Below are 23,284 nucleotides of genomic sequence, written 5' to 3' on the forward strand. Positions count from 1 at the left end.
TGGGCAAATCAGGGGGCCTAAATGAAATTTCGGAGTATTTGTGCCCTGGTCGTGATAGCGATTGCGGCCGGATGCCAGACGTTCGAGAATATGGACGCGGGCCTTAGCTCACTGCGTGGACGACAGTATCAGGCGGCGTTCGACGTTCTCGGCTTCCCTGATGCCGAAACCACGATCGACAACAAGCGAGTGTTCACCTGGGGCAGCCGCAATACGGGTTCTTATACCGTGCCGACATTCAATTCGAGTACGGCCTACGTGAACGGACAGCCGGTTTATGTCCAGACTCAGGGCACCGCGACCGAGACCTACGATTATCATTGCAGGATCGACGTGATCGTAGGTCAATCGGGCCTCATCGAGCACACTAAGTACGACGGGAACATCGGCGGTTGCGAGAGGTATGCGCGTTTATTCCCCCGGAAACCCAAATGACACCGGCTTAAGCGCGGGAGATGCCGTCGGTATGACTATTCGTGCGAGATGAATTCTAGGCTGCCTCCGTTGTTGATTAGACGATCTTCAAAAGCTACGACGGTGAAGGGCTTCAAGAAGGAGTTTCAACTTGGCCGACGACAACGTCAACCTCATCGAGTTAACCGCAGACATCGTTTCTGCCTACGTCAGCAACAATCCGGTGCCGGTTGCATCTCTTCCGGAGTTATCGAGAGCGTTAATTCGTCGCTGTCGAAGATCGGGCAGCCGGCCGAGCCGGAGAAGCCGGCCCTGGTTCCTGCGGTCAATCCGAAGCGATCGGTGTTCCCCGACTACATCATCTGTCTCGAGGACGGGAAGAAGTTCAAATCGCTGAAGCGGCATCTTGCCGTTCACTATGGTCTCTCGCCCGACGAATACCGCGAGAAGTGGGTTCGGCGCGCGATTACCCGATGGTGGCACCGAACTATGCTGCCCAGCGCTCCGAGTTGGCGAAGTCGATCGGGCTCGGGAGGAAGCCGGCGGCAAAACCTACGAAGAGTGCCGGCGGCAGGAAGCGTTCGGCACGGTGACTGCAGACACTTGCCCGTTTGCACAAGCTCCGATGTAAGGCCACACGAATTGGGGGTTAGGCTTAAGGTCGCGGCTTAAGGGGCCTCTGCGGTGGGACTGGCCCGCAGCTCAGCAGCTATGTTCCCCAGGATCGCTGCAACCACCAATGCGCCACCCGCGAAGGTTTCAGTCGCAGGCATCTCATTGAAGAACAACCAGACCCATAGCGGACCCATAGGCATCTCCGCCGCGCTGAGCAGAGTGGCTTGAGCGGCCGGCAGGCGCCGTGCCCCCATCGCGTAGACGCCGAGGGCAACGCCCTGCGTGATGATCCCAAAAAGACCGAGCAGCGCCACCTCTCCGATGGGGATACTGAATGGATCGGCGAAAAAGAACGCAAAACTGGCCGCGACAATGTTGGCGAGAGCCACGGATTCCAGCATTGGCGTGTCGCGATAGCGGCGCATGATCACTGTCATCATCGCGATCGAGAAGGCGACGTAGACCATCGCAAGATCGCCTTTCAGATGCCCGCCCCCCGCGGCAAGAGTGCCGCGGACGGTCACGATGACACCTGCCATGGCAACGAATGTGCAAAAAATCGTGCTGGTACCGGGCCGTTCCCGGAACCATAGCCAGGCAAGTACAGCTGCCATGAAAGGAACCGTGGCGTAGATGACACCGCCATTCGCGATGGTGGTGTTCTGCATGGAATAGATGGAGGAGAAGAGGCCAGTGGCGATGAGTGCGGTCGTCGCGATGCCCGCAGGCACCATGGTTCGTCGCCAATCCAACGACCAGCGCTTTCGTTCCATCATGGCGAGAGCAAAAATTGACGGTCCGCCAAAGATGCAGCGCCAAAAAACCAGGTTCCATATGTCGACGTCGGACAACATGCGCACGAACAGGCCCATGGTGCTCCAGGCGAGCGAAGAGGCGAGAATGAGTAGGATGCCCAGCCGCGCATCACGACGGCTGCCCTTATTGACGTCCACCGCATCGACCAAGGGGTGACCCCATCTAGGCGGGCACGTGCCGCACACCGGGGCAATGATGCGCCGATGTTACGGGAAGAGAAAGCAGATTCTAAACAAGCATCTTCTAAAATGGATCGAAATCGGGCGGCGCCATGCGTGACCTCTGCCCTCGGAGAGCACTCCCGAAGCGTCTACAGCGGAGACGAGAGGACGGTAACAAGGTTCTTGGCGGTCTGAGGGTAAAAGCGGTTGCCATTGATGGTGGCCAAACCCGCCTCATTGAGACTGCGCGCAAGCTCAGAGTAGGACATCGTTTCCCAGCAGTCGGGCAGCAGTTCGCGGACTTTGCTGGCAAAATCCGCTGCCCTCGCTCTGCTAGCCGCCGCGAGGGTGTTCCCGTTCTTCCCAAGCGCGACACCTCTACGTTTGGCTTGGGCCAGCGCTGCTTTCGTCCTCTCGGAAATCAGCCGACGCTCCTCCTGGGCAAGCGCGGCGAAGATATGCAGCTGAAAGTCCGTTGCATTAGCGCGAGGAAACCCACGTCTATCGAATGCATGTCCAAACGGAATTTCCAATGCCCTCTGCTGCGTCCGATCATGAGATCCGCTGGGTTTGGCCGAACATCCAACCGCCTCGACGTTGGATGAAGTCATTGCGCTGAGCCTTTTGCCGCACGCGGGCAACAAAGGAGAACCGAATGAAAATGACGGAAGACCGTCGGCCCGGCAGTCGCCGTCTCGCTGGTCGCGCTAAGCGTGGCGGCGCTCCCGTAGATGAGCAGACTCAGCCGGCCCGACCGCGAACGTCGTGGACGCTGATATGTCACCCGTCAAGCCGTCGCGCTGCGCCAAGTAGTCCTTGAAGCGAGGCCACATGGTTCAACTTTCCCTTTCGGACACGACCCAAGGCCTCCGGCATTAGATCCACGCGCCTCGTCGCCGCGGCATTTCCAACAACGAGGGCGGAAACACTCTCGTACCTCAGCCCATCCTGAACAATAGGAACCATCATGACCAACGGAATCACCATGACCAACGCCGTCATAGACTGTATTCTGAGCCGCAGCTCAACCAAGTACTACGATCCCACCGCCGCCTTGAGCGACGACCAAATCCGCGAGCTGGTGCGAATCGGCACCACCGCGCCGACGTCTTTCCACTTGCAGAACTGGCGCTTCATTGCCGTGCGCACCCCGGAAGCCAAAGCCAGGCTGAGTCCAATCGCATGGAGTCAGCCCGCGATCACCGAGGCGGCCGTTACCTTCATCGTCTGCGGACAGTTGGCCGATTCCAGCGTGGTACCAGAGCGTCTGGCACCGCTGGTGGAGGCCGGAATCATGCCCGCAAAGATGGTGCCGGAATGGGAAATCCCCGCGCGCGATCTGTACATGGAGTACCCTCAGCGCCAGCGCGACGAGGCAGTTCGCACCGGCACCTTCGGCGCGGCGGCGATGATCTATGCGGCCCGCTCGCTAGGCTTGGGTTCCACTCCGATGATCGGCTTCGATGCCGAAGCGGTGCACCGCGAATTCGAACTGACCAAGGATGAAGTACCGGTCATGCTCTTGGCCGTAGGGCCGGAGCGTCCTGGAAACTGGGCGCAGAAGTCGCGCCGTCCGGTCGCTGATGTGCTGCATCTCGTATAAGTATTAGTTACGGAGAACACGATGCCAAGAACCGCTGCCCTAAAGTCGGAACAGGTACCTACCAATAGCAAACTGACTCTCGATGCGTTCTCCAAGAACATCGGGTTCACTCCAAATATGATGGCGACCTTTGCGCAGAGCCCGATCGCGTTCAACGCATGGGCCTCCCTGTTCGGCTCCTTGAGCAAGACGCTTGACGTGAAGACGCGCGACAGCATTGGCCTCGCAGTCTCGGAAGTGAATGGCTGCAACTACTGCCTGTCGGTTCACAGTTTTGCGGCCGAGCATATGGCTAAGCTTCCGACGGATGAAATTATGCTCGCACGGAAGGGACACGCCAGCGACCCGAAGCGGGATGCCGCGGTCCGGTTCGCGCGCAAAGTCATCGAGACCCGAGGCCATGTCAGTGACGCCGATCTGAAAGCCGTCCGCGATGCTGGCTACACGGACGCGAACGTCATGGAGGTCGTCGCGCTGGTGGCTATGTACTCGCTAACGAACTTTTTCAATAACGTATTCGATCCCGAGAAGGACTTTCCGGCCGTTGCGCCGGCGGGCGCGATCTGAATTCTATCCGATCGCATCGACCATTTGTGAGAGAACTTGGAGGCGTCGTTTGATTCGAGCGTGACGTCATAGCCCAGATGCAGCGAGGACCGTTTCTCGGGAACGCATCTGGGCTTTTCGGATGTATCGAGGAGGTTGGGGCAATTCCGCACCAAATCAGGATTGCACAATTACCCCCCAAGCCGATCGCGCAAAGCCATGTGCTGCTTCGGAAGATCGAATGGGGAAAACGGAAAACAGAGCCCTGAGCTTCATGTGTTCGGGCGAAATCCTGCCCATCGCCTCTGCGGAGTGCCCCCCAACCGATCGCACGATCACTCGGTAGAGGGTGATGCCCTGTGAGGAGAAAAGCCGCTTGATCCGGTTGGTGTGCCGGATGCGTTCCTCCATCAACAGCTTGCGGTCCCGTGCGATGCAGCGCAGACGCGCTGGTACGAAGTCCAACCGTCTTGATCGGCCGAGTACTCGATCCCATCCGGCCCTGGCTCGACGTTGTCTCTGAGATTTGCGCGAACGGACCTGGAGAGGTTGGATCGAGCGCTTCGGTCAGTCATCGATGGAACGTCTCGATGTCCCAAGCCCGACGGTGGCAAGATCTGGCGACACGTAGCGTCATGCAATCCATTCCCGATCGTTATTTCGCTGCGGCGACGGCTCGCGATAGTGTTGCGATTGATGTGGTTAGGACTGCGAGGAGCAGGAAATGAAGACGGCGACCTGGAACGGCGCGACGATCGCGGAGTCCGATAAGACAATCGTCGTCGAGGGAAACCACTACTTCCCGCCAGGGAGTGTCCGCAAGGAATTCCTACAGGCGAGTTCGACGACGAGCCGCTGCCCATGGAAGGGCACGGCGAGATATTATTCGTTGCTGGTGGATGGAAAGACCAATGAGGATGCCGCGTGGTACTACCCGGAGCCGTCCACGGCGTCAGCGAACATCAAGGACTACGTGGCTTTCTGGAACGGCGTCGACGTCAGATAGACGAACCACCTGTCCTCCAAGAACGTGCCGGGGGTCCAGATTCCGTGTCCGCGAATCCTCGGAGTGGCTTTTGCTTCGACGGCAATTCGCCTACGCGTCAATACTCGTCTGAGGACGGAAGAAGTATCAGGCGCAACACCGATTCGAAACTCGGGATTCTTGCGACAGATTCTTTGCGCAAGATCAAGTTGCAGCCAGCCAAGTCCTCCGAGGCTTACGTGATAAAATTGCGGTGTAGAGGAAGTGATATGGAACAATCCCACCAGATCGGCGACAGGATCACTGACAAGTCAGCACCGCCCGATGACGACACGGTCCGCGAGTGGATCGGGCCGAAGGCTTACGAGCATTGGACCGAGCTGCAAAACTGGATCGAGGCATACTACCCCGGTGTGTTCGCACCGGATTGGCTCTACGGTGGCAAGAAGCGCGGCTGGTCTCTGCGCTACAAGAAGACCAGGGCATTCTGCACCTTGATACCGGAATACGGGCTGCTTTCGGTTGTGGTGGTCTTGGGGGGAGCTGAACGAGAGAAGTTTGAGGAGAGGCGTTATGTCTGGCGCTCGCCGTTGGTCAAGCTCTACGATGAGGCGAAAACATACATTGACGGGAAATGGCTGACAGTCGGCATCTCATCCTCAGACGATCTCCATGATGTGACGGACCTTCTAATTATGAAGCGCCCTTCTTCACACTCATCCAGTTGAGTGCCGCAGAATTCCAGACTTTTAGGGCAAATTCAGGATTTAATCGATAGCATATATAGCTGGGTGCAAAATCTCCAGCGTGTTGAATGATGCATCGGCCGCCCTCCAACGACCTGGCAGCGATTTTACGTGGTCAGATTGGACAGGAAAAGTCGAAGCGGAGCTCGCCGCAGGCGAGTCGAACCACTGTCGCGTCGAGAAGCGAACCTTCGGCCATGGCCAACCGAACCGGATTGCCGGGCCGTCCACGATCCATATGTTCCGCTCGCCGTGTTTCAGCGTGTTGAGCGGCGGATACGTGATTTGTTGCATCGTCGAGCATTGGTCGGAGCGTTGGCGTCTGAGTCGGGCTAGGCCGCGACAAACCCGAGCGTGTTGTCGCTCGTCTACGCCGGAGGAAGATGAATCGCAAAGGAGGGCGCCATCGGGAGCCCACGGTATGGTGGTCAACCGCTTCTATCTTGTAATCGACCAGTCGTAGATCGGTGTATCCGACGGCAACCGGGCAAGGCCGGCCTCGTCGTGATCCAGCAACCGGCGGAGCCGTCGGTAATAGGTGACGAATTGCTTGCTGTAAGCGTTCCCTGTCCGCTCTCCTTTGTCGAGCGCAAGTTTGGGTGCGGCTAGCTTTTTCCGCCGATGTATCAGAGCGCGGATTGGAGTCAGCGGACGCCTGCTGAAGTCCTTCGCGAGTTCGCCTATGGTCCTGCCTCTCAGGTTCGCGATGGAAGTGCTTGTGTATCTCCCCAGGGTCCTGGGGTCGGACACAACGAATGGTCCCCGTCCAGGCTGAGGTTGTTCAGGAACGCGGCCCTCGCTGCGGCGAAGTCGTCCTCGACGAACTGCCTGCCATTGGGATTGGCAAAGCCGGTGTGATGGCGCTGCTGAGTGGGCGAGCGCATGCGGAGCCGCTGTGATCTCGACCAAATGCACCCAGGTTTCACGCCGGTATCGTGGAACAGGCGGACCGTCCCGCCGTCAGCGACTGCAACTGTTGTAGCGGCAGGTAGTATCATCCAAAGACCTCCTGTTGACGCTCCCGCATGAACGCCAGCCGGCTATGATACTTGCGTGCCGACGCTCTGCGGCGCCTCTTCGATAAGCTCTGGGCGCGAGGCTCCCAAGAGCAGGGTAGTCCCAACGACGGCCGAAAGAATCGACGCGGCGAACACGGCGATCTTGGCGGACGAGAAGTCACTAGTGCTCGGAAACGCTTGCCCGGCGATGAAGAGCGACATCGTGAAGCCGATGCCAGCGAGGGCACCTGCCCCGGCCAACTGCCGCCACGTGTACTCTGCCGGCTTGACAGCTATGCCTGCGCGCACGGCCGCTGCGGCCGCGAGGAAAATGCCGAGTGGCTTTCCTATGGCGAGGCCGGCGATGATCGCGGCCATGAGCCAGCCATGCCCAACGAAGAGGAACGGGTTGATCTCCACACCCGCATTCGCCAATGCGAAGATCGGGAGGACAGCGTAGCTCGACCGCGCACCGGCGTGCCGCAGAAGCCGGTCGGCGGGCGATTCAAGTCTGTCGTAGATCGCGTCGAGCGCATGCAGTGCCGGTGTGGAGGGGCCGTGCCTGAGCACCTCGCCCTCATGCCGGGCCTCGGACGCGATGATGGTGCTGGCCTGCGTCATCAAGGCGGCCAAGTCGGCGGGCGGCCGTGTCGGAATGAACAGCGCAAGTACCACGCCGGCCAGCGTAGCGTGGAGGCCGCCCGCGTAGACGAACGCCCACAACACGACGCCCAACAGAATATAGGGCGACAGCAGGTAGACCCTCGATCGGCTCAGCAGCGCCAGCGCAACCACAACCGCAGCGGCCGCCGCAAGGTAGGCCAGATGGATCTCGCCGGAGTAGAACACAGCGACGACCACGATGGCGCCGATGTCGTCGACGATGGCCGCAGCGGTGAGAAAGATGCGCAGCTCGACGGGGACGCGCGCGCCCATTACGGCGATCAAGGCGATCGCGAACGCCGTATCCGTCGCCATCGGGACGCCCCACCCGTGCGACCACGGCCCCGCTGGGATGACCAGCGCATAAAGAAGGGCGGGCACGACCATGCCCCCGAGCGCGGACGCAATCGGAAGCGCGGCGGAGCGGCGGCTCGCAAGGTGGCCGACCGTCATCTCACGTTTCACTTCCAACCCGACGACGAGGAAGAACACCGTCAGCAGGCCGTCGTCGACCCAATGGAGGATGGACATCCGGAAGACCGCGTCACCCAAGCTCACGCTGAGCTCCTGGCGCCAGAACGCGTCGAACGTTGGCCCGAGCGGAGAGTTCGTCACGACGACCGCCACCACGGTCGCGAGGACCAGCAAAAAGCCGGCGGACGCGCCCCAGCTGGCGAAGTCCAGGGCTGCTGTACGGACGCGGTGGCCGAGCGTGCCGAGCATCGCATCGACGAGAGAGCTCTCGTCCCAGGGTCCGTCGTAGCGCCGGCGGTTGATGTAGAAGGTCGGCGTGAACCTCACGCCGCTTGCGTGGGAGCTGGCGACATCGACCTCCACCCTCGCCCTCGCGCGCCGCACGGAGTCGCTGTCGCCGACCGCGAACTCGGCGGTCACGCCCAAGTCCGCGGCAACTGCCAAGAGGTCGTCCTCTGTCAGCTGTATCGACCTCGTCATCAGTTTGATGTGCGCGGACCAGAACGCCTCGGGCGTCTGGGCAAGCTCAGCGAGTTCGGCGGCCCGAAACGCAAGACTGTTGTCCCTGAGCGGCCTGTGCCGGAAGGCGTAACAGACGCGGTCGCCGAGTTGGTCGCGTGCTTGCGCGATGCGCTCGTTGGCAGCCCTGCAGTGCGGGCATGCGTAGCTGCCGTACTCGACGAGTGTGATCTCGGCATCGGCGGGGCCGAGCACGTGGTCCGTCTCGTGGTCGACCGGACGGTCGAGGCGGCCGGGCGGGATCATAAGCTGCATGGCTGAACCGGTCTCGGAGTGTCCGCGCCGGCTACGGCGTCGGCGCAACCGTCCCTGGTTTGATGACGTGGAATTCGCCGCCGTCAGGTGAGGGCGTGTACGCGATCTCCGCGCGGACGATGCTGCTGGCGAGCCCAGCTGCTTGCACCCGCGGCAGGAAGAGCCGCACCAGCGTGCCGGCACCCCGCCCGCTCTCTATACGGACCGCGCCGCCTCGTCCTTCAGCGAAGCGCTGGACCTGGAGGAGCCCTAGGCCGGAGCCGCGGCCCGCGGGTTTTGTCGTGAAGTACGGGGTGAAGGCCTGCGAGAGCACCTCCTCGGGCATGCCCACCCCGTCGTCGGCGACGACGATCTCGACGAATCCCTGCGCCGTGCCAGGTTCGACGTTCCGCGCTGCAACAGTAATCACGCCGCCGTCCGGCATCGCATCGGCCGAGTTTCGGCAGAGGTTCAGCAAAGCAAAGTACAGCTCTTCCGGGTCGGCATCGAAGGCCCATAAGTCAGAAGCGATCTCGCTGCGGACGGTGACGTCTGGATGCAACGCCTGGTCAAGCGTTCCGGCTATCGCTGCGAGGCGACGGCCTGCGACAAAACCGTCGATCGACTTGGGGCACGGCCGCGCAGCGTCGAGCAGCTGCCGGCTGAGCAACGCGCCTCTCGTGACCGCCTCCTGCATTTTGCCGACGATGATCGTTCGGTAAGCGGCATCGCTCTGGCACTCGAGTAGCCGCAGGCCGCTGCCGATCACGGCGAGAAGGTTGTTGATGTCGTGGACGACAAGTTGCGCCGCGTCCGCTACCGCCCTCATCCTCTCACGCCCGCCAGCGGCGTCCGCTCCAAGCGTGTCGGACTGCAGGCCGGTGTGGCACAAAATCCCCGAGACCTCGCCGTCGGACCCGAGGAGCGGGATCTCCACGCACCTGGACGCAATGAGGCCACTTCCGCCATCTTGGACGGCCCGGACCCTTGCACTAAACGCACGCCGCACTCCAAGCGCGACGCCGGCGCTGTTCACGAGCACGACGGCATCCTCCAGCGGCGGGCTTTCGATCGAGCCGGGGAGCGAAACGCCAATTGTCTCTTTGATCTGCATGTCGGATCTCCTAGCCTGCGATCGTTCGATGGATCGGAGAGTGAGTTCATGACGGTCGAAAGGAAAATCACCTCTCGCCATGGAGTCGATAGCTGGCCGTTATCGGAATGACCGAGAGCGCCTGGAGCGCGCCCGGAGATGTGCGACGCGCCTCTCTGCGAGGACTCGCCGAGCAGCACTCTTGGCGGCGGAGAAGAGGTCCTCGGCTATCCTGCCGGCTGAGGGGGCATTACGGGCGGTTATCGAGATCATAGCTTTACCAGCCGATTCCACTGCAATACCGCTCGTGCCGCGGGCGCGGTCGTGAGACCGAACCGACCGCATGCAATCGGTTGCATTGTGCGCCGCCGTAGCGAGTAGAGGCGGGCAAATCGCTCCAAATTGCTGCTAAAAAAGGAGGAGGATCATCCGCGTCCACCGTATCCGGCAAGACCAACGGCTGACATTTCTCGGGCGATGGAGTACGATTCCTCCCGGGCTGGAGAGAGACCGCGTGTGGCGTACGAAGAGCTTGATCAGCCGACGTCAAGCCGAAGCCCGACGCCGGAGTCTGACAGATGGTGCAGCAGTCGCTGAACCTCGCGTACTCGGATGGCAGCTCTCAGGTGCTGTGGGAGGACGGCGAGCGCGTGTTCAGCCGTGGCTGGCGACTGGACGACAATGGCAAGCGGCTCGCCGTGCTGCTTGTTGCCCCTGCCGCCGACCATCCGTCCCGGTCAAGACTCGATCGCCTCACGCACGAATACGAGCTGAAAGATGAGCTCGACGGGGCATGGGCGGCGCGGCCGCTGGCTCTCATGAGCCACGCCGGTCGGACGGTGCTGGTGCTCGATGATCTGGGCGGCGGGCCGCTCGACCGTTTGCTCGGTGAGCCCATGGAGATAGGGCGCTTCTTGCGCCTGGCTATCGCTGTTACCTCGGCTCTGGGCAAGCTTCATCAGCGCGGGCTCATCCACAAAGACATCAAGCCAGCTAATATTGTGGTGGACTGCCCGGATGGACACGTGCGGCTCACCGGGTTTGGCATCGCATCGCGCCTGTCCCGCGAGCGGCAGGCGCCCGAGCCGCCCGAGGCCATCGCCGGCACGCTTGCCTACATGGCACCCGAACAAACCGGGCGGATGAACCGTTCGATCGACGCCCGCAGCGATCTCTACGCCCTCGGCGTCACGCTGTACCAGACGCTCACGGGCGTTCTGCCCTTAACGGCGGCCGATCCCATGGAATGGGTGCACTGCCATATCGCCAAAAAGCCGGTGCCGCCCGGGGAGCGGTTAGGGAGTATCCCAGCGCCCGTCTCGGCGATCATCATGAAACTGCTCGCCAAGACACCCGAGGATCGTTACCAGACCGCCGGCGGTGTCGAGCGCGATCTGCGCCGCTGCCTGGCGGAATGGGAGGCGCGATGCCGCATCGATGACTTCCCGCTCGGCCTGCAGGACACGCCAAACCGGCTGCTGATCCCCGAAAAGCTGTACGGGCGAGATCATGAGATCGCGACGTTGCTTTCCTGCTTCGATCGCATCATCAAGACCGGTGTACCAGAGTTGGTGCTGGTCTCAGGATATTCCGGCATCGGCAAGTCCTCAGTCGTCGACGAACTACACAAGGTGCTGGTGCAGCTGCGCGGCCTGTTCGCGTCCGGCAAGTCCGACCAGTACAAGCGCGATATCCCTTACGCGACACTGGTGCAGGCATTTCAAAGTCTCGTCCGGCCTCTCCTCAGCAAGAGCGACACCGAGTTGGCAAGCTGGCGCCACGCGCTTCTAGAGGCGCTGGGATCAAACGGGCGGCTCATGATCGACCTCATACCCGAACTCAAGCTAATCATCGGAGACCAACCACCGGTTCCTGAGTTGCCGCCGCAGCAGGCGCAAAGCCGCTTCCAGATGGTGTTCCGGCGCCTGCTCGGCGTCTTCGCCCGGCCGGAGCATCCGCTGGCACTGTTCCTCGACGACCTGCAATGGCTCGACGCGGCGACGCTCGACCTGCTCGAGGATCTGCTGACCCGGGCGGAGGTCAGCCACCTCCTGCTGATCGGCGCCTACCGCGACAACGAGGTCGATGCCGCGCACCCGCTGGCCCGGAGGCTGCGGGCGATCCGCAACGCCGGCGCCAAGGTGGCGGAGATCGCGTTGGCGCCGCTCGCTCGAGCGGATCTCGGCCAGCTGATCGCCGATGCGCTGCGCTGCGAGCCGGAGCGCGCCGCGCCGCTGGCGGCGCTGGTGCAGGAAAAGACCGGCGGCAATCCGTTCTTCGCCACGCAGTTCCTGGCGGCACTCGCCGAGGAGGGATTACTCCGCTTCGACCATGACGCGGCGAGCTGGTGCTGGGATACCGGTCGCATTCACGCCAAGGGCTACACCGACAATGTGGTGGACCTGATGGTCGGGAAGCTGACCCGTCTGCCGGCCCTGACGCAGAGAGCAGTGCAGCAGCTCGCGTGCGTCGCCAACACCGCCGAGATCGCGCTGCTTGCGATCGCGTTCGGGACCTCGGAGACGCCGGTCCATGCGGCCATGTGGGAAGCTGTCCGTGCCGGGCTGGTCGAGCGGCAGGGCGGCTCGTACCGCTTCATCCACGACCGCGTGCAGGAGGCCGCCTACGCGCTGATCCCCGATGACGCGCGGGCGGCGGCGCATCTGCGGATCGGCCGGCTGCTCGCGGCTCATACCCCCGCGGAACAGCGCGAGGAGACGATCTTCGACATCGTCAATCAGCTCAACCGCGGAGTGGGCCTGATCACCTTGGATGAAGAGCGAGAGCAGCTTGCCGAGTTCAACCTGATCGCGGGCAAACGCGCCATGGCATCGACCGCCTACGCCTCGGCGCTGAAGCATTTTATCGCCGGTCTGGAGTTGTTGCCGAAAGATGCATGGGAACGTCATCATGAACTGACCTTCGCGCTGGATCTGCACCGGGCGGAATGCGAGTTCCTCACCGGTGCGCTGGCGGCGGCGGAGGAGCATCTAGTCGAGGCGTCGAGCCGCGCCTTGACGTCCGTCGAACGCGCCAGCATCACCTGCTTGCAGGTGGATCTGTACACTACCCTCGATCAAGGCAGTCGCGCGATAGCCGTTGGTCTCGATTATCTGCAGCACCTGGACATCGACATCAACTGGTCACCGCACCCGCCGGAAGACGAGGCTCGGCGTGTGTATGAGCGGATCTGGTCCCAGCTTGGCCCCCGCACGGTCGAGAGTCTCATTGGTCTACCATTGATGACCGATCCCGCAACGCTCGCCACTCTGGATGTCCTGACGAAACTCGGACCGCCTGCCCACTACACCGATGCGAACCTACGTTCCCTGATTATTTGCCAGGCAGTCAACCTCAGCCTGGTAAGCGGCAATTGTGACGGGTCGTGCTACGCCTATGCCGTGCTTGGCGGGATTGCGGGGCCCTACTTCGGTGATTACCAGGCCGGATTTCGGTTCGCCCGTCTCAGCTATGAACTGGTCGAGCAGCGGGGTCTGAAGAGATTCCAAGCCAGGACCTATCTGAACTTTGGATATTTGCTCATGTTCTGGACGAGACAGGTCCGGAAAGGTCGCGAGCTGCTCCAGTGTGCGTTCGACACGGCAAACCAGACCGGCGATCTCACCTATGCGGCATACTATTACACTCACCTGAACACCTACCTTCTCGCGGTGGGCGATCCGCTCGAAGAGGTGCAAGTCGAGGCCGAGCGTGGCTTTGCGTTCGCTGAGAAGATGCAGTTCGGTTTTGCGATGGACTCAATCGCCGGGCAGCTTGGGCTTATTCGGACACTCCGCGGCCTGACGCCGCTTTTCGGCAGCTTTGACAATGGACACTTCGACGAACTCCAACTTGAACGCCAATTCCGCAGTAACCGCGATCTCGCGATGGCGGAGGGCTGGTATTGGATCCGGAAGCTGCAGGCGCGGTTTTTCTCAGGCGACTACGACGCGGCGTTAGCAGCGGCCGCGAACGCGCAACGCCTCCTCTGGACAACTGCCTCCTTCTTCGAAGGGGCTGAATACCACTTCTATGGGGCCCTTGCGGAGGCGGCCGCTTGCGATTTTGCAACCGTTGAGGAGCGGCGTGGGTGTCTCGAAACTTTAGCTGATCATCGCAGGCAGCTGGTGCTTTGGGCCGAGAACTGTCCCGACCACTTCGAGAACCGCGCCGCGCTGGTCGGCGCCGAGATCGCCCGCTTGGAGGGCCGCGACCTTGATGCCCAACGTCTGTACGAGCAGGCGGTCCGCTTGGCTCGCGCAAACGGCTTTGTCCACAATGAAGCCCTCGCTTACGAAGTGGCCGCGCGCTTCTATGCGGCACGTGGCTTCGATGAAATCGCGCGGCTCTACTTGCGAAACGCCCGCGACGGCTACCTGCGCTGGGGCGCGGACGGCAAGGTGCGCCAACTCGATGCGATGTATCCGCGCCTCAGAATGGAAGAGCCCGCCCCTGCTTCGGCAAGCACGATCGCAGCGTCGGTCGAGCAACTCGACCTCGCAACGGTGATCAAAGCGTCGCAGGCCATATCGGGCGAGATCGTGCTGGAGAAGCTGCTCGAAATGCTTATGCGCACGACGCTTGAACAGGTCGGTGCCGAAAGAGGCTTGTTGATTTTTTCACGCGAGGCTGAGCAGCGGATCGCGGCGGAGGCCACCACCAACGGCGACGCCATCACCGTGGATCTGCGCGACCAGCCGGCGAGCGCGGCCGTGCTGCCGGAGTCGGTGCTCCACTATGTCCTGCGTACCCAGGAAAGCGTTATTCTCGACGATGCGTCATCTCAAAATCTATTTTCTGCCGATCCCTATATCGTTCAGCGTCGCGCGCGTTCCATTCTTTGTCTACCGTTAATCAACCAGCGACAGTGCATCGGCATTCTCTACCTTGAGAACAATCTCACCCCGAACGTGTTCACGCCAGGCCGTGTCGCTCTATTGAAAGTGCTTGCGTCGCAAGCGGCGATCTCGCTGGAGAGTTCGCGGCTTTATGACGACCTGGCGGATCGAGAAAGGAAGATTCGGCGTTTGGTCGACGCCAACATCATCGGGATCTTCATCGCCGACCGCGAAGATCGGATTCTTGAAGCCAATGATGCGTTTCTACGTCTCCTAGGATATGGCCGTGAAGACTTAGTTCCCGGCCGCGTGCGCTGGACCGAGCTGTCCCCGCCCGAATGGCACGAGCGCGACCTACTCACCCAGGCTGAACTAAACTCTACCGGCATCGTTCAGCCCTTCGAAAAGGAGTATTTTCGAAAAGACGGCAGTCGCGTTCCAGTGCTTGTGGGCGCCGCGCTGTTCAAGGAAGGAGGCGACCGCCTTGCATTCGTGCTCGATTTGACCGAACGCAAACGTGCCGAAGAGGCGCTCCGTGAAAGCGAGCGAAGTTTGCGCTCGGCGATTGACGGGATACCGGGCCTCGTTGCGATCTTGGCCCCGAATGGTGACCTCGAAGCCGTAAATCGGCAGATCTTTGAGTATTGTGGCCAGTCATTGGAAGGGCTGAGGAACTGGGGCACAAACGGAACGATCCATCCTGATGACTTTCCCCATCTCGCTGAAGTCTTCACAAAATCGATCGCCGCCGGCGTTCCCTATCGGACCGAAGCACGCCTCCGGCGCTTCGACGGGGAATTTCGTTGGTTTGATATGCGAGGCATTCCGGTCCGGGATGCCTCCGACCGCATTGTTCGCTGGTATTCTCTGCTGACCGACATCGAGGATCACACACAAGCGCTGCTGCGACTGCAGCAGATGCAATCGGATTTCGCTCACATGAACCGCGTGAGCATGATGGGAGAATTGGCCGCCTCGCTTTCACATGAAATCACGCAGCCGATTGCCAGCGCGCGCAATAACGCGCGGGCGGCTCAGAATTTCCTGAAGATGCAGCCGCCGGACCTGCGCGAGGTCAGGGAAGCGCTTTCCTGTGTCGTCGGAGATGCTGATCGGGCCGGGGAAATCATCGATCGTATCCGCGAGCAAATCAATAAAGCGCCGCCGCGAAAAGAGTGTTTTGATCTCAACGTGGCAATCCACGAAGTGATCGTATTGGCTCGAAGCTTGACCCTCAGGAATGGCGTTTCGGTCCAGACCCGGCTTGCGGAGGGAGTACTTTCGGTTTTGGGGGATCGCGTTCAGCTGCAACAGGTCTTGCTGAATCTGATTCTGAATGCGGCTGAAGCAATGGGCTCGATGGAGGACGGGGCGAGAGAGCTGTTGATCAGCACAGAGGAGGATCAAGCAGGCGTCCTCGTGGCCGTGCGCGATTCCGGGCCGGGCATCGATCCGGCGCATCTCGATCGAGTCTTCGACGCCTTCTACACCACGAAGTCCGGTGGAACAGGCATGGGGCTGTCGATTTGCGGCTCTATCATCCACGCTCATGGCGGCAAGCTATGGGCGGAGGCGAATGAACCCCGTGGCGCCGTGTTCCAGTTCACCTTGCCGGGAGCGGAACAGGAGCTCACGACCCCTCCTCAGGCGAGCCTGCCGACGTAAGAGCCGCGCAAACACATCGTGTGAGATGGACCTCATCCACCGGCTTACCCAGGTAACACCAAGAGCCCATCGTTCAGGGCGCGAGCCCTCTCAGCATCATTGGGAAAGGCCGTCACAAGGATTGTCGGTATCGCGTTGCCCCGTGTCGATAAGGCGCCGGTAGAGTTCGAGCCCGGTCATGGCAGGCATATGGATGTCGGCGATCAGGCAGGCTGTTTCGGCAAGCCGCGGGGAGGCCAGAAAATCGGCTGCGGACGAGAAAATGTCAACCGTATCGCCCAGCGATCTCATGAGCCTTGGAAGTGCTGCGTTCTAAGCTGATTGTGCTGCCCATAAGGCGATGATTGAGGCGATTGCCGAGCGCGGAAGAGCACAGTGCCGCGACCGCAGCCCGGAGGTTGCTACCTCCGGGCACAACTAATTCGGTGCGCGATGACCCCGGCGGAGTCACGTACGCTGCGCGTCGCAGTCGCGCCCTATGGGACCGTCAGGCCGAAAGCGGCCAGGTCGGGCTCCTTGCCGTCCTTGGGGACCAAGAAGCGCTCGAACCCACCCGGCACGAAGCTGAGTAGCAGGGTCGCCTGTTCGCCGACCACCTCGATGGTATGCGGCACACCCCGCGGAAGAGCCGCGTAGGCTCCCGGCCCCACCTCCACGCGGGTATCGCCAACCCGCGCGATTAGCTGCCCCTGCACCACATAGAGCAACTCGTCCTCGCGCGAGTGGGTGTGCAGCGGCGGTTCCTCCCCGGCCCGCAGCGTCCACAGGACAGCGCCATATTCACCTCCTGACTGGCTGCTCTCCACTTTCAACTCGACGGTCGACCCCCCGCTCGAGGTAACCGTCTCACCGCCGTGCGGCGCCGTGAGAATTGGCTTCTGAACTGACATTTGTAGCTCCTATTTTGAACCATCGATTATCGCGCCTACCTGACGGTCCAGCCCGACCGAACCACCCGATGCTGTGTGCCACAGCACAGCGGCCCTAATCGCATATTGCGAATTGGTTGGAGGATGCCGCAGCCGCCCGACGAAGGGAAATCACCAGTGACTATCTATCTGATAACCATTTATAATGGCCCTCAATCCGGGCGCGATCGCATCGCGGCCGCCTTGCCCGCTGCGGCTGCCGTGGCGACGTCGCCGTGCTTTCAATCTGAGTTCCGCCAATTGCCTTCAGATTCTGCCGAGACGTAGCTGCTCACGTGGCGAAAGGCGCGGAGAAATATCCTTGAAGGCCCGCTGCGTCACATCGATCAGCCTCTGGCATAGCGGGGTACTTCGCGTGCCGCGAGGCATAGGCCGCCATAACGGGCACGTTGCGATCACGCAGGGCGTCCGTCGGCGCACAAAGATTCGAATACACCGTGGGCGAGGAGTGAGCCGATCGCCCTGCCCTGACAGCCCTTGGGAGCCGCTCGATTGACGCTGGAGGAGGCACAGGATGGACGCCGAGGTCAAGGACAATCCCGTGATGCACCGCTTCGAGCTATCACCCAGCGGGGATGAGCTTGCTGTCTCGTATTACAAAGAGAAGGACGGACGCGTGATCTTGCTCCACACAGAGGTCCCGCAGCCGCCAAGCTTCAATAACAGCTACGCACACCTGCAGGATCGGTTCTTCGCGCGGCGCAGCACCGGATGGTTGGAGAGCCCTGATGGGATCGAAAGGCGCTGTCACGTTATCTGAGGTTGGACGTGAAGGGACCGCCGACAGGGATATCAGGCGAGGGCTGGGGTCTTACAGCTATCGGCGATGGAGATGGGCCTGAAATGCGGAGCCTTTTGAGCGGGCTGGGACGAAGAGATTGCGGAAGGTTAGAAGATCGAGATGAAGCGTTGGAGGCTTCCTGGCGATCGGAAAGCCGTCTGCTTCCATGCCGGCTGTTCGAAGGCCAGTACTTTTAGATGTGACCACCGACCTGGGGCTTAGCTCTCCCAAAGGCGTATAGCTTGGAGGTCTGGGAGATCAGCGCCCGCAATCGGCCAGCTACCGCTACCTGATGAGTGCAATAGCCACTAGCCCGGTGACCGCGCCGTACAACACGTGCAGGAGAAACGCCAACCAGACAGGGTTGAACTGGACGTGCTTGCGTGCGTCTTCTGAAGCAGAGCCAATCAAGAAATGATTGAAGAGCCAGAAAAAGATACCCACCGCGATGCCCGCAAAAACGAAACCGATGTTGAGCTGGTGGGCAAGGTCCACGGTCGCAATACCATATATCGCCGAAAGCAGCATGTGAAATTGGACGCCTACTAAGGTGACTATGCCGAATGAGCGCGTATTTCCCACTTTGGCCCCCACCAGGATGCCCCCAATGCTGTTGGGCAGGGACCAAAAGCCACCTCCGGTGACCGCACTGTAGATCATCCCCACGCCTGCGACGGCGACGCCGCCAACGATGCCGGCGAGAGCGGAAAGGTCCATTTGAATCTCCAACCCTGATCGCCCGTGATCTTTATCGCTGGCGTCCTCGACGACTTCGAAGCAGGTGAATGCTTATCCTCCAATTCGCCATAGCATTGGGTTATCGTATCCATGACCGTTGGAGCAGCGGAAGCATTATCGCGGCTTCCAGTCCGACTCTTGGATAACACCGGTCGCCAGGCAGACCGGCCGCGGCGTCTTCCACGCGCGGCAGCACCACCAGCGCAACGGCGAGAACAGGCGCTTTCGAGAGCTGCAGCGGAATGATCGATCACGCCGCAGCGAGCGGGATCATCAGTCCAGCGCATCCCTCGCCGACTTTCTCCTTCCGCAAGGGACGGCCGCGTCACCTCGTGCGCGTTGACAGCAAGCTCGCTATCACCATCAACGAACGCGCCACGCAAGCGCCGTCGCCGGGCTGAGGATCGCCGCGTCAAGCGAAACAAGCGCGCGCGGGCAGAACTCGCGGCCGGGCGCCCGTGCGGGTGCTGCCTGACCGGGATTTCGGCTCGATGGAAGTGAATGCGGTCTTCGTCAGCGGAAAGACCATAAAGCCTGCCGCCCGCGCATTTGTTGAATTCCCTACGGGGAACTGTGTGCTTGTTAACACGGCGCCGGCCAGGGCATCGCCGTGATAGCACGGCATTCCCCACAGTTATTGACACAATACCTTTACCCCTACTGCGCCGAAACCTAGCTTGGGCTAGCAAAACAAGCACCCCAGCCGTCCGCCCCTCGCGCTGGAAGTTTTCCGCGCGCTTCGGTTCGTTGTGCGACAACGAAGCGAAATACTTGAATACGCATAAGCGGGCTCGTGCAGAATATGATGGAAAGCTCCTATGCCCAAAGTACTTGTGCTCTACTACTCCTCCTACGGACACGTCGAAAAGCTCGCACACGAAATCGCCGCGGGCGCACGCGAGGCGGGCGCGTCCGCCGACGTGAAGCGCGTGCCTGAACTTCTATCTGCGGAGGCGGCCAAGGCAGCCAACTACAAGCTCGATCAAGCCGCCCCAATCGCACGCATCGACGACCTTGCCGAGTACGACGCAATCGTGATCGGCACAGGCACGCGTTTCGGCAGGATGTCGTCCCAAATGGCAAGCTTTCTCGACCAGGCTGGGGGCCTGTGGGCGGAGGGAGCCCTCAATGGCAAGGTGGGGGGCGCCTTTGCGTCGTCGGCGACGCAGCACGGCGGCCAGGAGACGACGCTGTTCACGATCATCACCAACCTGCTCCACTTCGGCATGACGGTGGTCGGATTGAACTACGGGTTCGCCGGCCAAATGCAAGTTGATGAGATCACTGGAGGCGCACCTTACGGCGCGACGACGATTGCTGGAACCGACGCGCAGCGGCAGCCGAGCGAGAACGAGCTTGCCGGCGCCCGATATCAGGGACGCGCGATCGCGGAGACCGCCACGAAACTTCACGGCTAAATGACGCTATCAAAACGCGGCGGGGCCCTGGCCGCGTCGACCGCGCAATCGAGCGGAACGGTGCTGGCAGAGTGGAAGAGAAGGCGGAAGACCAGGACGGCATGGAAGAGGCCGAACGCGACCTGCTCACCGACCTACGGCGAGCGCGGCGCTCGCTTCGACTTCAGGGCATGGATGAGCCCCCGGCCGCTTCGTGCCTGACGCCGGGGCAAAGGATAGCGGGCGCTGTCGCCACCGTAATGGGCTCGTGGACCTTCATCATCATCCAGAGCGCAATCCTGTTCGTCTGGATAGCCGCCAACCTGGCCGGCGCGATCAGGGGCTGGGACCCCTATCCGTTCATCCTTCTCAATCTCGCTCTTTCGTTCCAGGGGGCCTACGCCGCGCCGGTCATCATGATGGCCCAGAACCGGCAGCAGGACATCGATCGCAAGGCCGCGGAGAACGACTACCGGATCAATGTGAAGGCGGAGCTCGAGATAGAGTTGCTGCATGAGAAGATCGACCAACTGCGTGAGCGCGAAGTCCTGAAGCTAACGGAGGCCGTCAGGATGCTGACCGAGCTGCAGCAGCAATCGGCGTCAGGTGCATGCGATGCGGAAGGCGGACGGCCTTTATAACGCCCGGCTATCGACTTCATGGCCTGACGTCATTTCCCATTCGCCGTGCGGAATTCCATGCTCCGCCGGTAGCTTGCCCATCCCGCGCAGAACAGCTTAGCGCAATGTGCAGGACGACGCTCCTTTCACCGCCGACGGAGGAAGTCCGCCATGGTCACTCGCGGTTTCACGGGCCGCCAATCCGGATCTGAACTATCGGAACGGATTCCCCCGGGACAGCACCTCGTTGATAATTTCCCGGTGCTTACTGCCGGTCCCACGCCACGGATCGAGCCCGCGGACTGGACATTCACGCTGAAGGTCGGAACTCGTCCGGTCAAGGCGTGGAACTGGTCGGAATTCAACGCGCTCCCACGAACCAGGATGACGCGGGACATCCACTGCGTGACCTCATGGTCGAAGCTCAACACCGCCTGGGAGGGCGTGGCCATCGACGACATTCTCGCCGACGCTGGGCTTAGCGCGCCCACTCCGTTTGCACTCGCACATTGCTACGACGGATACTCCACCAACGTTCCACTCGCGGATCTCGCGACGGGGAAGGCGATGGTCGCGCTCAACTACGAAGGCCAGCCACTGCCGCGCGATCACGGGGGGCCGGCGCGCCTACTCGTGCCGCATCTCTACTTCTGGAAGTCGGCAAAGTGGGTAAGCGGGCTTCAGTTCACGGAGCGCGACGAGGCGGGTTTCTGGGAGCTGCGTGGGTACCACAAATATGGCGATCCGTGGCGTGAGCAGCGATACAAGAATGACTGAAGCGATTGCCGCAACCGCGCGATGGCAGAGCTGCGCGATTGTCGAGATCGCGACGAGAACGCCGGCTATAAAGAGCTTCTTTCTTCGCCTCTCCGAAACGTTCGACTATACGGCCGGACAGCACGTCGACGTGCGGCTGACTGCACCAAACGGCTACACTGCCATGCGCAGCTACTCGATCGCGTCGGCCCCGAGCGATTCCAACGTGATCGAGCTGGCGATCGAGCGCCTCGCTGACGGCGAGGTCTCCCCGTTCTTCCACGACGTCGCCCGAATAGGCGATATGATTGAGCTTCGCGGGCCCCTTGGCGGTCACTTCCTCTGGCCGGGGCCAACCGCGAATCCGCTGCTCTTGATCGGCGCGGGCTCCGGCGTCGTGCCGCTCATGGCAATGATCCGCCATCGGAAGGCCAGCGGCGAGCCAGTGCCTGTAGCACTGTTGCTCTCCTCCAGGACCTGGGGTGACGTGCTGTTCAGGGACGAGCTCCTCGAGCTCGAGAGATCGCTTCCCGATTTAGCGCTCGCCTTGGCGCTTACACGCGAACCGGCGACGCGCCGCGACGACTTCAGCAGGCGCATCGACTCGGCGATGGTCGCTGGAGTCGCGGCCCGGTTGCCTGTGCCCCCCGGCTGCGCCTTCGTGTGCGGGTCGAACGCGTTCGTCGACATCGCCACGGACGCGGTGCTTGCTTTGGGACTGAAAGCGATGGCGATCAAGACCGAACGCTACGGCGCTTGAGAGACGATCTCTCTCGCTTTGCGAGAGGATGGTTTTCGCGAATGCCAGATTATGGGGCACTTCGGCATCGAGATCGAGCACGTCGCGGCACTCTAGGAAAAGGATACAGCCATGTTCTCAGTGATTTTCGAAGTTCTCCCAAATAAAGAGAACTGGGATGACTACCTCGACGACGCTGAGATGCTGCGCCCGGAGCTGGAAAAGGTCGAGGGCTTCGTCGACAACATCCGCTACAAGAGCTTTACACGCGAGGGCTGGATCCTTTCGCTTTCGAACTGGCGGGATGAGAAGTCGATCGTCCGCTGGCGCACGCGCAGGCGCCATCACGAGGCGCAGCAGAAGGGTCGCGACGAAATCTTCGCAGACTACCACCTGCGCGTCGGCCAGATCACCGCCGACAATCAATTGCCGAAAGGGTATGCCCTCATGGAGCAGCGGCTCGACGAGACTGAAGTCGGGGAAGGAACCACGGTGACGCTGATCAACGCGACACGCCCCGCCGAGTGGAAGCAGACCAACAATCCGTACGATTGCGCCGAGTGGCTTGGCCTGAACCCGTGGGCCGCCGACAGTACGTCCTGGGACATTTTCGAGGCCGTACTTACTCCCGGCGACCTGATTCTCCTCATATCGTGGAAAGATGCCGCTGCAGCGCAAGCCTATGAGGACTCTTCCGCGCCGAATGAGAAGGCAAGGGTCCGGAGAGTGCGGATCGTACGTGATTATGGGAAATACGACCGTCGCGAGGCACCACAATACTATGCAGACGCCACGGGCCGCGACACCATCCACGCCTGACACCGCTCCGTCGGCAAGGGCCTGCCTGCCGCGAGTTCGAGCTAACGTGCGGCCAGGTACGAGTCGTGCAGGAGCCGGGATCGATCTCGCGAAGCGGCAGCGTCGAAACCCGGCCGCGGAGGACCGCCCCTGACG

Annotated in this window: 20 protein-coding genes and 1 pseudogene; 14 read left to right on the top strand and 7 right to left on the bottom strand. The window is 61.3% G+C overall.

All coding sequences use genetic code 11. From position 1 onward, the window contains the following. The first annotated feature begins 21 nt into the window (after positions 1-21). Complete coding sequence (locus tag DPM33_RS04605; RefSeq protein ID WP_112096092.1) at positions 22-435, top strand: hypothetical protein; 414 nt, start codon at positions 22-24, stop codon at positions 433-435. Between the two features lie 130 nt (positions 436-565). Further along, positions 566-1,007, top strand: a pseudogene (locus DPM33_RS04610) (Ros/MucR family transcriptional regulator). Between the two features lie 75 nt (positions 1,008-1,082). Here the strand turns inward: DPM33_RS04610 and DPM33_RS04615 are convergent. Both DPM33_RS04615 and DPM33_RS04620 read right to left on the bottom strand, forming a co-directional pair. Further along, positions 1,083-1,994 carry a DMT family transporter gene (locus DPM33_RS04615; RefSeq protein WP_112096094.1) on the bottom strand — a complete coding sequence of 304 codons (912 nt, stop codon included), beginning with the start codon at positions 1,992-1,994 and terminating at the stop codon, positions 1,083-1,085. Between the two features lie 161 nt (positions 1,995-2,155). Further along, entirely contained in the window at positions 2,156-2,617 is a 462-nt protein-coding gene (locus tag DPM33_RS04620) for a recombinase family protein (protein WP_112096096.1), read from the bottom strand. Positions 2,618-2,973: 356 nt separating this feature from the next. Here DPM33_RS04620 and DPM33_RS04625 point away from each other — a divergent pair, with 356 nt between their 5' ends. The 4 genes from DPM33_RS04625 to DPM33_RS04645 all read left to right on the top strand — a co-directional run bounded on the left by DPM33_RS04625 (position 2,974) and on the right by DPM33_RS04645 (position 5,868). Then, positions 2,974-3,609 (top strand): nitroreductase family protein, encoded by a 636-nt coding sequence (locus DPM33_RS04625; protein WP_112096098.1) that lies wholly within the window; start codon positions 2,974-2,976, stop codon positions 3,607-3,609. Between the two features lie 21 nt (positions 3,610-3,630). Then, complete coding sequence (locus tag DPM33_RS04630) at positions 3,631-4,176, top strand: carboxymuconolactone decarboxylase family protein (protein ID WP_112096100.1); 546 nt, start codon at positions 3,631-3,633, stop codon at positions 4,174-4,176. Between the two features lie 703 nt (positions 4,177-4,879). Further along, the gene (locus tag DPM33_RS04640; RefSeq protein ID WP_112096102.1) at positions 4,880-5,161 is read left to right on the top strand and encodes a DUF427 domain-containing protein; all 282 of its coding nucleotides are present in this window, start codon (positions 4,880-4,882) and stop codon (positions 5,159-5,161) included. Between the two features lie 248 nt (positions 5,162-5,409). Beyond that, positions 5,410-5,868, top strand: a complete 459-nt coding sequence (locus tag DPM33_RS04645) for a DUF3788 domain-containing protein (protein ID WP_112096104.1) — start codon at positions 5,410-5,412, stop codon at positions 5,866-5,868. A 1,058-nt stretch (positions 5,869-6,926) separates the two neighbouring features. Here DPM33_RS04645 and nhaA read toward each other — a convergent pair. Both nhaA and DPM33_RS04670 read right to left on the bottom strand, forming a co-directional pair. Continuing rightward, positions 6,927-8,795, bottom strand: a complete 1,869-nt coding sequence (nhaA, locus tag DPM33_RS04665) for a Na+/H+ antiporter NhaA (protein ID WP_112096105.1) — start codon at positions 8,793-8,795, stop codon at positions 6,927-6,929. A gap of 31 nt (positions 8,796-8,826) precedes the next feature. Further along, positions 8,827-9,888: a sensor histidine kinase gene (locus tag DPM33_RS04670; RefSeq protein WP_112096107.1), complete on the bottom strand. Its 1,062-nt coding sequence runs from the start codon at positions 9,886-9,888 to the stop codon at positions 8,827-8,829. 557 nt (positions 9,889-10,445) lie between these two features. Here DPM33_RS04670 and DPM33_RS04675 point away from each other — a divergent pair. Further along, positions 10,446-16,370, top strand: coding sequence for an AAA family ATPase (locus tag DPM33_RS04675; protein ID WP_112096109.1), 5,925 nt, complete (start codon positions 10,446-10,448; stop codon positions 16,368-16,370). A gap of 96 nt (positions 16,371-16,466) precedes the next feature. On the opposite strand, the gene DPM33_RS36620 is transcribed toward DPM33_RS04675, so the two are convergent. Together DPM33_RS36620 and DPM33_RS04685 are read right to left on the bottom strand one after the other, a co-directional pair. Next, on the bottom strand, positions 16,467-16,661 hold the full coding sequence (locus DPM33_RS36620) for a response regulator transcription factor (RefSeq protein WP_208648363.1): 195 nt from the start codon (positions 16,659-16,661) through the stop codon (positions 16,467-16,469). 185 nt (positions 16,662-16,846) lie between these two features. Next, the gene (locus DPM33_RS04685) at positions 16,847-17,260 is read right to left on the bottom strand and encodes a cupin domain-containing protein (protein ID WP_112096111.1); all 414 of its coding nucleotides are present in this window, start codon (positions 17,258-17,260) and stop codon (positions 16,847-16,849) included. Between the two features lie 553 nt (positions 17,261-17,813). Between DPM33_RS04685 and DPM33_RS04690 the strand changes: the two genes are divergently transcribed. Beyond that, positions 17,814-18,059, top strand: a complete 246-nt coding sequence (locus DPM33_RS04690; protein ID WP_112096113.1) for a GNAT family N-acetyltransferase — start codon at positions 17,814-17,816, stop codon at positions 18,057-18,059. A gap of 306 nt (positions 18,060-18,365) precedes the next feature. On the opposite strand, the gene DPM33_RS04695 is transcribed toward DPM33_RS04690, so the two are convergent. Next, positions 18,366-18,797, bottom strand: coding sequence for a hypothetical protein (locus tag DPM33_RS04695; RefSeq protein ID WP_112096115.1), 432 nt, complete (start codon positions 18,795-18,797; stop codon positions 18,366-18,368). Between the two features lie 263 nt (positions 18,798-19,060). Here DPM33_RS04695 and DPM33_RS36100 point away from each other — a divergent pair, with 263 nt between their 5' ends. The 6 genes from DPM33_RS36100 (at position 19,061) to DPM33_RS04720 (ending at position 23,149) form a co-directional block, all read left to right on the top strand. After that, entirely contained in the window at positions 19,061-19,219 is a 159-nt protein-coding gene (locus DPM33_RS36100; protein ID WP_167448957.1) for a hypothetical protein, read from the top strand. A gap of 417 nt (positions 19,220-19,636) precedes the next feature. Then, positions 19,637-20,236 carry an NAD(P)H:quinone oxidoreductase gene (gene wrbA, locus DPM33_RS04700; protein ID WP_112096117.1) on the top strand — a complete coding sequence of 200 codons (600 nt, stop codon included), beginning with the start codon at positions 19,637-19,639 and terminating at the stop codon, positions 20,234-20,236. A gap of 71 nt (positions 20,237-20,307) precedes the next feature. Further along, positions 20,308-20,856 (top strand): DUF1003 domain-containing protein, encoded by a 549-nt coding sequence (locus DPM33_RS04705; RefSeq protein ID WP_112096118.1) that lies wholly within the window; start codon positions 20,308-20,310, stop codon positions 20,854-20,856. Positions 20,857-21,006: 150 nt separating this feature from the next. Next, positions 21,007-21,612: a sulfite oxidase-like oxidoreductase gene (locus DPM33_RS04710; protein WP_112096120.1), complete on the top strand. Its 606-nt coding sequence runs from the start codon at positions 21,007-21,009 to the stop codon at positions 21,610-21,612. Then, on the top strand, positions 21,605-22,351 hold the full coding sequence (locus tag DPM33_RS04715; RefSeq protein ID WP_112096122.1) for a ferredoxin reductase: 747 nt from the start codon (positions 21,605-21,607) through the stop codon (positions 22,349-22,351). The genes DPM33_RS04710 and DPM33_RS04715 overlap by 8 nt, the downstream gene beginning before the upstream one ends. 111 nt (positions 22,352-22,462) lie before the next feature. Continuing rightward, on the top strand, positions 22,463-23,149 hold the full coding sequence (locus DPM33_RS04720; RefSeq protein WP_112096124.1) for an antibiotic biosynthesis monooxygenase family protein: 687 nt from the start codon (positions 22,463-22,465) through the stop codon (positions 23,147-23,149). Positions 23,150-23,284 lie beyond the last annotated feature (135 nt).

Origin of the sequence: Mesorhizobium hawassense (assembly GCF_003289945.1) — a bacterium.
Taxonomy (GTDB): Bacteria; Pseudomonadota; Alphaproteobacteria; order Rhizobiales; family Rhizobiaceae; genus Mesorhizobium; species Mesorhizobium hawassense.